Source organism: Aliiglaciecola sp. M165 (assembly GCF_007197995.1).
Lineage (GTDB): Bacteria > Pseudomonadota > Gammaproteobacteria > Enterobacterales > Alteromonadaceae > Aliiglaciecola.
Window position 1 is genome coordinate 124,128 of record NZ_VKKH01000002.1, and the last position, 13,331, is coordinate 137,458.

General features: G+C 41.3%; 10 protein-coding genes. 2 read left to right on the plus strand and 8 right to left on the minus strand.

Features of this window, described 5'->3' with window-relative positions:
- Nucleotides 1-75: 75 nt before the first annotated feature.
- Nucleotides 76-933: a universal stress protein gene (locus FM019_RS02795; protein ID WP_260681535.1), complete on the minus strand. Its 858-nt coding sequence runs from the start codon at nucleotides 931-933 to the stop codon at nucleotides 76-78.
- Nucleotides 934-1,626: 693 nt separating this feature from the next.
- Nucleotides 1,627-3,021: a sigma-54 interaction domain-containing protein gene (locus FM019_RS02800; protein WP_143834389.1), complete on the minus strand. Its 1,395-nt coding sequence runs from the start codon at nucleotides 3,019-3,021 to the stop codon at nucleotides 1,627-1,629.
- A gap of 705 nt (nucleotides 3,022-3,726) precedes the next feature.
- Between FM019_RS02800 and FM019_RS02805 the strand changes: the two genes are divergently transcribed.
- Entirely contained in the window at nucleotides 3,727-5,100 is a 1,374-nt protein-coding gene (locus FM019_RS02805; RefSeq protein ID WP_143834390.1) for a sigma-54 interaction domain-containing protein, read from the plus strand.
- Nucleotides 5,101-5,173: 73 nt separating this feature from the next.
- Here FM019_RS02805 and FM019_RS02810 read toward each other — a convergent pair whose 3' ends face one another.
- Entirely contained in the window at nucleotides 5,174-6,157 is a 984-nt protein-coding gene (locus FM019_RS02810; RefSeq protein ID WP_143834391.1) for an endonuclease/exonuclease/phosphatase family protein, read from the minus strand.
- A gap of 268 nt (nucleotides 6,158-6,425) precedes the next feature.
- Here FM019_RS02810 and FM019_RS02815 point away from each other — a divergent pair, with 268 nt between their 5' ends.
- Nucleotides 6,426-7,424, plus strand: a complete 999-nt coding sequence (locus FM019_RS02815) for a mechanosensitive ion channel family protein (RefSeq protein ID WP_260681507.1) — start codon at nucleotides 6,426-6,428, stop codon at nucleotides 7,422-7,424.
- Nucleotides 7,425-7,690: 266 nt separating this feature from the next.
- Here the strand turns inward: FM019_RS02815 and FM019_RS02820 are convergent, their stop codons facing one another.
- The 5 genes from FM019_RS02820 to FM019_RS02840 form a co-directional block, all read right to left on the minus strand.
- On the minus strand, nucleotides 7,691-9,637 hold the full coding sequence (locus FM019_RS02820; RefSeq protein ID WP_143834393.1) for a response regulator: 1,947 nt from the start codon (nucleotides 9,635-9,637) through the stop codon (nucleotides 7,691-7,693).
- Nucleotides 9,638-9,663: 26 nt separating this feature from the next.
- A complete protein-coding gene (locus FM019_RS02825) occupies nucleotides 9,664-10,119 on the minus strand; it encodes a response regulator (protein ID WP_143834394.1) in 456 nt (151 codons plus the stop codon).
- On the minus strand, nucleotides 10,106-11,587 hold the full coding sequence (locus tag FM019_RS02830) for a sensor histidine kinase (protein WP_143834395.1): 1,482 nt from the start codon (nucleotides 11,585-11,587) through the stop codon (nucleotides 10,106-10,108). Before FM019_RS02830 ends, FM019_RS02825 begins: the two co-directional genes overlap by 14 nt.
- Before the next feature lie 78 nt (nucleotides 11,588-11,665).
- A complete protein-coding gene (locus tag FM019_RS02835; RefSeq protein WP_143834396.1) occupies nucleotides 11,666-11,902 on the minus strand; it encodes a histidine kinase in 237 nt (78 codons plus the stop codon).
- Between the two features lie 41 nt (nucleotides 11,903-11,943).
- A complete protein-coding gene (locus tag FM019_RS02840; protein WP_143834397.1) occupies nucleotides 11,944-13,275 on the minus strand; it encodes a sigma-54-dependent transcriptional regulator in 1,332 nt (443 codons plus the stop codon).
- Nucleotides 13,276-13,331 lie beyond the last annotated feature (56 nt).

Here is a 13,331-nt window from a genome sequence, read left to right on the forward strand (position 1 = left end):
GAGTATAAACATGTAACTATTACACGGTTTAATGTCAGCCTTTCCCAATGGAAAAGGCAAGGGGAAATCAATTAGTCAGTGTGAAAGGAAAATAGGAATTTTGGCCTCTTGCATCAACGCCCTAGTGACACTGCCTAACATAGTTTCTTTTACATTTGTGTGGTCATACGCACCTATCACGGCTAAATCGTGTTCTGCTTCACTAATTCGCTTCAAGAGGTGTGCGCTATAGTTGTCTTCTCTCAACTCAGTAGTAATGATTTCGTGCGAGACATCGTGACGGGTTAAATATTCGCTCAATTTTAACAATCCGCTGCGCCGTCTCTCTGAATCATTACTACTGCTAGAATCGCAATAAACCGTGACCTTTTTAGCCTCCTTCAAAAAAGGTAGTCCGTCACTGATTGCTCGAGCGACAGCGCGACCTGAATTCCAGACAATTACTGGATTGCAAAACGAGGGTAAAGTGCAAAATTCTGATGGGATGACGAAAATTGGACATCCCGACTCTGAAGCCACTGACGCGATTGTGCTATTCAATCGTTCAAGCAAACTGCCGAGGTTCAAAGTGCTACTTAAAATCATCAAATCGTGATATCGACAGTTAGCAATAAGTCTATGTCCATCGTCCCCGATGAAGGTTTCCCAACTAGGCAGGAAATCTGTGCTAAAGATTTTATCTAGCTTCCTTTGTACCGCTGCTTTTTCGCTCAAAACTTTTTTTTGCCTGGTGTTCAATACCAAGGCGTTTATATCTGTCACATTGTTAACATCTAGGTTTTGTGGAACAGATTGATTTTCTAAGGCGAAAGTTGTTGCTGAAAAATGAATTCCTGAAATCTTTGCATTAAACTTTTCAGACAGATGTTTCGCTAGTCGCAATCTGGTCTCGCAAGAAGCACTGTCATTGAGGTGAACCAAAATGCTTTTCATCAAGAAATTTTTTACTCCGCTCGATAAGTAAGGTTGTAAAATAAATTCACGTTAACTTCTATTGAGCACGATACATGCCAGTATTCGCATTTAACTCAATTAACCTTATTCCCAGAATAACTAGGCCCGCACCACTACCATTGCCTCCTGTAAATGCATTATTCCTTGAGCATTTAGAACAACTAAATAACATTACTATCGCCTTGATAGGGAAATAATTCCCTTCACGTCCCTATCAAAAAAATATCAAAACGACAGGAACTCCTATCTTTTTGATAAAGCTTTAAAAACTAAGCTATGTCGACATTTCTTATCTAGGATTAAGGTTTTGGGGTGAAGTGGGTGCTGATGGTTCGTTTGTATTAGTTTATTCAAGCGAAAATCGAGTGTGAACAGTATATTGAGCTAAACTTTCAATCCCATGACATTGCGATCACCTGATAGATAATACATAAACAATAAAAGTACACTTCAGCCAAGGTAAGTTTAAACGAACGTTTTTCCTGAAGAGATCAGTGCAGGCAAGTTTTTCCTACAAATTGTAAATTGTACTAGAAATTTCTATGCTCAGGCTGCTTTTAGGATGGCGCATTGTGGTCAGGAATGCCCCAGACTGCCACAAAGTAGGATGCCTGGACCAGGTGTTAACATACAACCTGCCTGCGCACAGATTTGAATGAGATGATTCATCCTCTAGGCCGTCGTTTTTAAAGAATACTTTTGTATTCGATAACGAATAGTTTCTCGTGTTGTCTTGAGTGCTCTGGCGGTCTCAGCAATATTGAAACCATTTTTTTCTAAGGCGGTTTGAATGATTTGTCCGTCCATTTCATCAAGAGCCATGCTACCGTCCAAGGGCAGAGTGACACGATTGGAACGGCTACTAATATCCTCGACAGACGCACTAGGAGAACACGCAGTAGACAACTGAAGCCATTCGATGGGAAATTCTTCATCTTTAGACATCAACACACAACGCTCGATAACATTTCTCAATTCTCGGACGTTTCCGGGCCAATCGTAGTCCAATAGCTCTTTCCACACCTTGTCACTTACAGTTTCCACATGACGCCCCGCAATTGCATTGAATTCAGCGATAATTCGTGGGACCAGATCAACTAAGTCTGACTTGCGAGATCGTAGTGGGGGTAAAGAAACACAAAAAACACTGAGTCGATGGTATAGATCTTCCCTAAATAATTTTTGTTTGTACGCCTTTTCCAAATCTTTGGCTGTCGCAGTAATAATTTGCACATCAATTTCAATTTCTCTCTGGCCACCAAGTCGACGGACTTTTTTATCTTCGATGGCTTTGAGTACTTTGGCTTGTAAATCGATATCCATGTCACCGATTTCATCTAGGAACAAAGTGCCATTGTCCGCTTGTTCAAATAAACCTCTATACCTTCCTTTCGCACCAGTAAAGGCTCCAGCTTCGTGCCCAAAAAGCTGGGACTCAAGTAGGTCTCTGGGCAGCGCAGCACAGTTTAGTTCTACCATAGGGCCGTCTTTTCTAGTGCCGGTATGGTGTAATATCCGTGCGACAAGTCCCTTTCCAGTACCCGTTTCGCCGGTGATTATCATTGTACTAATAGGTACTTCAGTCAGCTTTGCGAGCATCTCTTTGAGCTCAGTAACGGACTCACTTTGCCCAACAAATGCGTCAAGACGATTTTGATCAAATTGTTGTGAGGAGTATGCGTCGAGTCTTCTTGCGGTCAGAGATGAGCGCAATGCTCGTTTAATCGCAATGTCTATCTGTTTATTTTTGAATGGTTTTTCAACCGAGTGGTACGGAATGTCATCAAGTAACTCTGTTTCCAGCCGTTCTTCTTTATCCACTAAAAATACCCATTCAGAATGGGCCAACTCATCTATTGTCTCGTTGACAAACGAAAAAATCGCTTCTGCATTATTGTGCGCTGCCGCGCAAATAACATGGGGGTTAAAGTCGCTTTTTGCGATCATCTTCTTCGCACCCTCTAACGATGATGCGATATCTACTTGCCAGTGATTCTTTTTGAAACGACTCGCTATCTCGTCACACTCGACCAGGTCATTTTCAATTATTAGTAGCCTATTAGCCATAATGGTGCCTCGGAAAAAATTCATTAAAGACATGCCACATTGAAACTAATGACAGGGCAAAAAGCGCTTTGTGAAGTAGTTAAAGACCATACTACATTAAGTTTGATAATCACAACAAATTGCAATCCATTGGGGTGATTATGGAATAGTTTTTTTTAGTGTTTGAATGCATACAGCGTCGACAAATCTCTCGATGATTCCATTAAATGAAGATAAATTAGCGCTTCCAATCTGATTTTAAAGGTTTGGGTATTTCGCAGGAAACGCTCTTAGCAAAGCGAAAAAATGATTGGTAAGCAGATTTAGTGCCACAATATTTGTCGCGGTTTTACGTGATATCCGAGCCACTTTAGAATCAAATTGCGTGTAATCCACCTTTCACCATTGTTGATATAACCCAAACAACTCTCCCAATATGAATAAATCAAAAATTATCTTCAAAAATTGAAACCTTAGATTGAAATTCAGTCACTACAACATAAAAGGATAAAAATAGATTCTGACCTACAGCGCGCGGAAACCCTAGGTTTTCTGCATATCGGTGTGGAAAACCTGAGTTTACTACTGATGAGTTACAACATTAGGCGCAGTTCTTGCTCTCTATTGGTGATTACACTGTTCGACAAGATTCTTTGTCAGATGCTTCTTATTGGTTTTATTGCAATAAACTTTATTTGATTTGCTTACTTTAACCTGGAGTGCTTTATGCCTCACCCAAGCATTTTTACTTATCTACCTGAACACCTGGAACATGAAATTTTAAGCTTGAGTGAAACTGCTGAAGCCTTTCGCTTCATTGAAAGTAGCGCGCAAGACTGCTGGATGAAACAGCTTGCAAAATCTGGCTGCAACATTGCGATAATTTATATTAGCCAATTTAAACAAGATGAATTGGACACTTTTAATTCTCTGTCTTTTAACAAAACAACGATGTTCATTTTGCTCGATGACGGCGAGCCAAACGAATACCTTGATAGGCTAAAATTGACCTATCACTGCTATCATTTCCGCCCCCCAATTGACTACGATATGCTTCGGGAAGCAATTTTAGAACTCAGTACTAGTTTTTCTTTATACTCAAAGAAACACAAGGTTTCAGCACGATTGGGCATCAATCAATTTGGTCTTTTGCTCGGCTCATCGAACGTTATGAAGACGATGTACAGGACCATCCGTAAAGTTGCGGCCACAGAATCGAGTGTTTTGATTGACGGCGAGAGCGGAACAGGCAAAGAGTTGGTTGCAAACACGATCCACTTAGCCAGCGGTCGAACTGGACCAATGGTTTCAATAAACTGCGCGGCTTTATCTTCGGAGCTTGTCGAAAGTGAGTTGTTTGGTCATGCAAAAGGTGCATTCACTGGTGCCGTAAAATATCATGAAGGCGTTTTTGAACAAGCTCGCGAAGGCACACTGTTTCTTGATGAGATTGGGGAGATGCCCCTTACAACACAAGCCAAGCTGTTGAGAGTACTGGAGAGTGGTGAATTTCGTCCTGTTGGAAGTTCGACCTCAAAAAGCGCAGATGTCAGAATTATCACTGCTACCAATCGCTGTCTATTGTCCGCGATTAAAGAGAAGTTATTTAGAGAAGATTTGTATTTCAGACTTGCTCACTTCCCAATATCAGTGCCCCCACTGCGTCAGCGAGAAGACGATATATTGGATCTAGCCAAATATTTTTTGGCCTACAGAAACGCTAAAAACGCGACAAATAAGATTTTGTCGGTTGCTGCGCAAACCGTTCTTCAAAATTATGAATGGCCGGGTAACGTGAGGCAATTGAGACATGCGATAGAGCGAGCGTTCATCCTGTCAGATATCGTGATTAAACCTGAACATTTCAAGTTAGAGCAGCCTAAGTTTGATGATGAAGAAAGCAATTCAGTGCCAGAGCTGATGACGCTCGGTCACATAGAGAGACTAGCAATCGAACAATCAATGCGCTATCACAATGGCAATAAATTGGAAGTGGCTAAACAGCTGGGGATCAGTGTTAAAACACTGTACAACAAACTGGAAAAATACCAATCAACTAACGAGTTAACAGATGACAACCGGTTTGCCGGAAAAGCATGATTAAGTAATGGTACACGAAGCAATTTTACACGTTTAATCCGTCAACTAAATCTACCCCCCATGAGTATAGCTATCAAGAGGGCTTTCGGTAATAAGCGAGTTTGCTATACAAAGGAAAGTGGTCAGAGTCTATGGATGATAGTCTTTTTAGCTCGACCAAGGAAAAGTGTGAAGAATGAAAAATATGGTCTAAAGGCCATCGCATAAAAGGATACTTTGTGTGGAACGTGTTAAAAAATCCTCGCCCTAACCTAGGGTCCATCAACCCACTCGTTTCTAAAAATGCTTTAGTTGTTGGAGACCATGCTACATCGTTGAGATCGCCGGTAACAATTGTGGGTTCATTTTGTTCTTTTCGTTGCTGTATTTGTTTGGCAACAAGTAATAACTCTTTGTCACGAGCCTTGGCTTTTGTGTTCTCTGTCGGGCTAGGTGGCGCTGGGTGCAAAAAGTGGCACCTAATTTTAAGACTTTCGTTTATTTTCAAATAACAATGTACTGAAGGTACATTGCTTTCAATCAAATCCAATACCTGTGCATCAATCATCTCAAATTTGCTAAACACATGCATGCCATAGAGATTGTCCAGAGGTTTACTAACCCTGAATGGGTATTCGTTATGTATTGGCCTCAGTGCTTCTTCCCACCATGTATCGGTTTCGAGGGTTACTAACACATCAGGCTGATATTCTTCTACTCGCTCAATCAGTTTGTGAGCAGAGTGATTGGTCATTAAAACATTGCACGTCAGAACCGTAATTGTAGTATTGGTTTCCTGATCGGCTACCGTTTTAACCTGCTTTTTGCATAGAATCGTGTAGGGCAATATCCACCACATTTGATACAAGGTCGCGAGACTCGTTAAAATAGCTAGCAGAAACAACGTATAGCCATTTAACAGGCTGATGGTAAAAAGAAGATTAATTGCTAGTAGGCACCCTATCTGTACGCGAGGAAATTCCCAGACACGACATACCCAGTGATCACTAGGAAAAAGTGGGAGTATGGTAAGCAGGGCCAGCAACAATGTTGTAACTGTTAGAGTTAATTCAATCATTTTTTAAAGGAGCCAAACATTATTAGCAGTAAAAGTACAATGCACTAGCGTCCATCTCCTGTCATCATTTAAAATTTGTTGTGAAACCGCCATAACGCAATAACGCAATAACGCAATAACCACACCACTTGAACAATATGCTCGCAAATTTTCAACTAAAGAGCGAGCAACAATCAAGTCTAGTATTTTCAATGGCGACAGGCACTGAACTTGCAATCATCGGTTAGCAATGAGAAGTTTCTGAATAAAGTACATGAGGCCAAAAGCGATGACAAACACACAATTCGTAGACGATTTAACCTCTCTGATGGAACTTATCATGGCAAAGTTACCCGTCCTGGCAGTTGGATTAGCGCTATTTGCTCTGCTTTTTTGGCTTGCAAAGCCAATAGCAAGACTGGTTATCCGTCCATTGGAGCGAACCTCTACGAGCGTTTTGATTCAGCTGGTTCTGCGTCGCACCGTCACTTTATTATTGATTTTGATCGGATTTTATATTTTTTTACGTCTGGCGGGATTAACCCAATTTGCTGTAGCACTAATTAGCGGGACAGGTGTTCTGGGGCTGATTGTAGGTTTTGCGTTTAAAGACATTGCTGAAAACTTCTTGTCTAGTCTGCTATTAAGTATGCAAAGACCTTTTAAATTGGGTGACATAATTGAGGTGAGCGGTTTTCTGGGAGTAGTGAAGAAAATGACGTCCAGAGCAACAACTTTAGTCGACTTCAACGGAGACCATATTCAGATCCCCAACGCGACAATATACAAAAACGCTATACGTAATTTAACCGCAAACCCAAACATGAGGGGCTTTTTCAACCTTGGTATAGGTTATGACGCTGATGCCGATCATGCGCAAGCCTTGGCACTAAATATTGTTCGAGACTTAGATGCAGTGCTCTTTGAACCTGAGCCCCAAGTGTTGATTGAATCTTTAGGTGCATCCAGCCTAAATTTGAAGATATATTTTTGGGTTAATAATGAAAAAAATAGCAAATTAAAAGTCGCGTCTGTATTGATGAAAAGAATAGTGAATACCTTCATTGATGAAAACATTTCTATGCCAGATGATGCTAGAGAGCGGATTATTATTGACCAAAGCCAATCTGAACGCCCGCCAAAGAAAGAGGCGGTTTCAGATGTTGCAACGCACAAAAAAGGAAATAGAGACTTTAAAGAGGGTGAAGATGTCTCCAGCGACAACGATGAAATACGAAAACAAGCAGCGGAAGCCAGAGATCCCGAAGAAGGTGAAAATATTTTGTGACGAATTTAACTAAATAATGCCTGTTTGCTACGCAAATTTTTCACCTAAATATGAAAAAATTACAGTAATAACGACATTATAATTCACCCACGAATAGCTTGTGGTCACGTAGTTAAATTTGAAATGCATGAAAACAGCACAATGAGGGCATAAGTTATTTGAGTTTCGAGAATTCGTTTTCTGAGGTTTTAACATAGAAACTTGACACTCGACCAAAACTCAGTCGTTAAGAAAATCACAATCCAGCGATCGATAATTTAGGTTTTCTAAACCAACGATTTTAATATCGCCAAATTGACAGGTTTCATAATCGACCTGCTAATCCCTGATTTGTCTAGTGCAGTCTGATCCATTTCAGCGCCACTGATCAGAATAATTTCCATGTCAGGGAATTCTTCTTTGATATCCCGAGACAACAATAATCCATTTTGATCGGGGAGATGAAAATCCAGTAAAATTTTATGCCAATGAGAATCTTCTTTTAGTATTTCAATACACTGTTGAGCTGAAGCCGCGATCTTCACCTCTACCCCTAAAGATTCCATAAGTAGCTTGGTCACTTCAGCAGCATCGTTATCATCCTCGACAAGCAAAATCCGTCTTAATTGATTGGGAGACTCTGCCTTGCTGTTTATCTTGGCTGGGGTATTAAGCTGTGTGGCTAATTTCGCATACAGGATGTTTCTATCAATTGGCTTATCAATCACATCGCTAAAGCCAATATTCTTGAGTTCTTCCTTCACGCCCTTCATTGTAGCAGCGGTAATAGCGAAGATTGGGTTGCTAAAACCCAGATTACGCAATTCGACAATCGCTTTTCTACCGTCAAGTTTTGGCATGTGGATGTCCATCAAAATAACGTCGAAAGGCTGGTTTTCCATGTGCGCAAGTTTTTGTCGCTCTATAGCCTCCAAACCATTTTCTGCATACTCCACTTGCAGACCAAAACTAAGACAAAAGTGCCCAATAAGTGTTCTAATGTCTTCGATATCATCAACAACTAACGCCCGTCCAGTTAACGATGCGAGGCCATTCGAGTCTTTGCTATCCAATTGCTGATTTAGATCCAACATACTTCGTTGTTGTTTTTTCAGATCGCCGGGATCAACGTAAAATGAAAAGCGGCTTCCGCTGTTAAGTTTTGATTCAACGCAAACGTCGCCGCCCATTCGTTTAACCAGTTCCGAACAGATAGCTAGCCCCAAGCCAGCCCCTTCTTCTTTTCGGGATACAATGTCTTCAACCTGCTCAAAAGGTTTAAATATGTTATCCAGCATATCTGCTGGGATCCCCTGCCCTGTGTCAGTCACATCGAAACTCAGCATCTCTTTGCCGTTGACGAAATCGGTACTCACATTAATTGAAATTATGCCTTTGTCGGTAAATTTTACGGCATTGTAGACAAGGTTTATTAGTATCTGGCGCAATTTGGTTGCGTCAACAAATACCCACTCGGGGAGAGCCTCTGTACTTTCGACTTTGAGCTGCAGTCCTTTGTTGTCTGCATGCACATGCATTAGGCTAAAAATCTCTGCCACTAAACTATTCAATTTGACTTTGGTAATATTAAAATCAAGTTTCCCGACAGCGATTTTTGACAAATCTAGTACATTATTAAGCAGCCCCAGCAAGTGTTGACCATTATTTAGGATAACGTTCAGCTCAGTCTTTGCCAGAGCCCCTTTTTCACTACTTAGAAGAACTTCTGTGTAGCCCAAGATTGAAGTGAGAGGGGTGCGCAGTTCGTGACTCAGATGGGCAAGGAATCGATCTTTAGATCGGTTCCTGGTTTCGGCTTTAACTCTTTCAAATCGTTCATTCTCTATCTCTTTTCTCGCCAGCGCGTAGCGTATCGCTCGGTCAAATCTTGAAGTACTAATGTCAGATTTTACTATGTAATCAACCGCGCCAGCTGAAAGGGCTAGTTGGTCAAGTTGCTCATCGGATTGTCCAGTCAACATAATGATTGGGATAAGACTTCCTTGTTCAGAAGCTTTTTCCAATACGGTCAGGCCATTGTACGCGCCTAATTGATAATCGAGCAGGCATATGTCATGCACATTGTGCTTCAAGTGTTCAAGTGCTTCGGTGGGGGTTGTCACCCAATCCACTTTAAACTTGTATGAAGTAAGTTGATGAAGATAATCGCTAGTAAGGATGTAATCGTCTTCGTCATCTTCAACAAGCAATACTCTGGCGATTTTTTCAGACATATTATTCCCAAAAAGTGTCTTTGTCGTTAAGACTCAAAAGGCAATTCAACAAACTCCACCCAGTATTTCCCTAATGTTTTCATTAATTCCACCAATCCTTCAAAATTTACGGGCTTGGCAATGTATGAAGCAGCGCCAAGATTATAACCTTTGAGCATATCCTCTTCTTGTACCGAGGTTGTGAGTATCACAACAGGAATATTACGTAGTTCTGGGTCTGCTTTTATTTCCTCAAGGGCTTCTCTTCCATCTTTTCTCGGCATATTCAAATCGAGTAATATTAAACCCGGCCTCGGAGATAGACTTTTATCTTGATACTTGCCCTCTCTGCGAAGATACTCGAGTAATTCAACACCATCCTCTACACAATTCAACGTGTTTCTGACCCGACTTTCTTTCAATGCATCTTCGGTAAGTAATCGGTCATCCTCATCATCATCTGCCATAAGAATAGTGAAAGGTCTTGCGCTATTTCGAGTCATTTGTATTCGCTCCATTACCATGTAAAAGAATATTTTCAAAAGGCAGTTCAATCTTAAAAACTGTGCCGTTGCCCGGATTACTTACCGCAGATATACGTCCACCATGTCTTTCCACTATTCGTCTGCAAACTGCCAAGCCAATCCCGGTCCCCTTGTATTCAGTCCTGCTGTGGAGGCGTTGAAAAGGAATAAATATTTTGTCTGCAAATTCTTGTTCAAACCCTATGCCGTTGTCTTCGACGCTAATGACATGCCATTTTTCATTTTCGATTACTTGTTCCAAGTAAGCTAATTTTATAATTGGTAATACATCTGTTTTTCTGAATTTAATCGCATTGGAAATAAGATTCAGAAACAATTGGTGCATTTGACTCTCATCAGCCTTGATTTTAGGTAGTGCGCTGATCTCTAGCTTTGCCTCGCTCTCCTGTATGCTAATTTCAAGATCATCAATAATCTCAGCCAGCAGTTTATCAAGAGAGACCTCAAGAAATTCTTTTCCCCGAGTCGTAATCCGAGAGAACTCCAATAAATCGTTGATAAGATTAGACATACGTTCAGCAGCATTGCGCATTCGTTTCACATAATCGGCACCCGTATCATCAAGTGATTTTGAGTAGCTCGTTTCCAATCTATCGCCGAACGCGCGAATTTTACGTAAGGGCTCTTGCAAGTCATGGGATGCTACAAATGCGAAGTCTTCCAGCTCCCTATTACTTCGAGCCAATTCGTCAGAATAAAGAGTTAATTCTTTGGTCCGTAAGGTAACTTTGTCGGCAAGCTCATTGTTCTGTTTTTCAAGCTCAAGTCGGTAACTCAACTCATTTCGAGTATTCAAACGAGCCACTGTAAATAAGCCTATAAGCAACAAAATACTCGTCACACCGGAGATGGCGAAGGTCACTTTAGCTTCATTTTCTGCCTCTGAAAGAGCATCATATAGTGCCTGCCGATGCTGAACTTCCGCGGATTTTATCGTTGCAAATTCGGTTTGAATTTCTTTGTACAGATCCCGCCCGGTTCCTGACATGACTAATCTTAACGCTTGCTTCTCTTTATCAGCCTGAGCAAGCCCAACCGTTTGCTTTAGCTCACTCAACTTTTGGTCAACTAACAGCAGCAATTCATTGATCCTGATCGCTTGCTCCGGTAAATCAGACTGCAAGTTTTGCAATCTATCGCGTTGCTCAGTCACTCTTTGCAGTGCTCTTTCATAAGGAGTCAGATACTCTTCAATCTCCGTAAGTAAATAGCCACGCTGTCCAGACTCCGCTGATAACACGACAAGATGCAGATTATCTAAAGCGACTATGACCTCGCCTGTATTGTAGAGTCCTTTTTGAACCGCAGACAAATCACTGATGGTTTTGATGGCCAGAAATCCATTGCCTATAATTACCACACCCGCAATGCTGGCAATCAGATTCCAGCTAAATATGGCATCTCCAAATAGCTTTTTAATTTTCATAGGCTCTTATTCATCACTTGGGAATTTCAACTTGAGCTAACACATTGTGTGAACCATTCTGCGTTTTAACGCGATCTTCTACTTCTGGCTTTTTACAAAATCAGAAATGTGTTGGAGATCTCTGCTGCAATCCTGGCAAGCTGCTATGATCTTGTTCACAGCCTCAATTGCTTTTTCTTTTGGCATATCAGCTTCAAGTGCAAGTTTAACCATTTCTGCTTGCATTGATATCCTATTGAGCGGCCCACGGGCATCATGAATCAACTTATTTAAATCAGCCAAACTCTGCTGTGGTTGAGAAATGTCATTGCCCATAAGTGTCCTCATCAAGATATATTGTTAAACGGAAGCCGTTACTAAGAATCAAATACTTCACCGTAAGCATGCAAACGGTTATACAAAGTCTTGGTACTGATCCCTAACATCTCTGCTGCTAGTGTTTTGTTACCATCAACTTTCGCAAGCGTAATTTGGATAAGTTCCCGCTCGACATCATCAATGGTTTGACCCGCTGTTAAACTATTCGTTTTTTTAGAAACTGAAGAAAAAGGCGACAAAAATGTTTTTGGTAATTCAATCGTCGTTTGTGTCGGGTCACTCATGATTACAGCTCGATGAATAGCGTGCCTGAGCTCCCTTACATTGCCCGGCCAATCGTGTTGTTTCAGCTTTTCTAACTGCTCCGGTTGAAAAACAAATGCACTGGCGTTTTCGTTGTTTAGTTCTTCCAGAAATGCCTGCGCAAGAAGTGGTATATCGCTTCTCCGCTCACGCAATGCTGGTATATCAATAGGGAAAACAGCTAGCCTGAAATAGATATCTTCTCTGAGTACATTACCCTCTGCAAGTTCTTCTACACTACGATTGGTCGCTGATACGACACGACAGTTCACCGCAATCTCTCGAGTACCTCCGACGGGTACAACACGTTTACTTTCTAATACCCGCAACAGATTGGGTTGCATATCAAGCGGCATTTCAGTGACTTCATCTAAAAACAGCGTACCGTTACCCGCTTGCTCAAACACACCTTGTTTACGTGCAACAGCACCAGTAAATGCACCTTTTTCATGGCCAAATAACTCGCTGCCAATCAACTCTTTTGACAAAGCACCACAATTCGTTGCGACGATTGGTTCTTCTGAATTTGTTGCATGATGGATTGCACGTGCAACGACTTCTTTACCTACACCACTCTCCCCCATTAACATGACGTTAGCTGAGGTTTTCGCTACACGCTCAATCATTGTATATAGCTCTTGCATCTGTTCGGACTCACCTACTAAGCAACCAAAATAGCGTTTTGGTGAGGTCGCTGATACTTTTCTTGCAGATTTTGGCTTGCGATTAAGAGCGTTTTCTAAATCCTCACGCTGCAATGGTTTAACGATATAGTCTATTTTTGGCCCACAAAGACCTGCTAACATGCCCTTAACGGCCGGATGACCGGTTATCATTGTTACAAATGGAGTTAAGTCATTTTTGCTGATGTAATCAATCAAGTGCAAACCACTACCGTCTGGCAACATAAAATCTAGAAACACATGGTCAAATTTCTGTTGCTGCAACCATTCAGTCGCCTCTTTGAGATTGGCGGCTATGGATACCTGATGTCCAAGAAACTCAATGATTTGGCAGGCGACGTTTGTGAACTCTTCATCATCATCTACCAATAGAACCTCTAACATATCAACTCTCCATAAATTTTAATTGAATCTTGTGCTTATTCAGCGATGCTCAAACA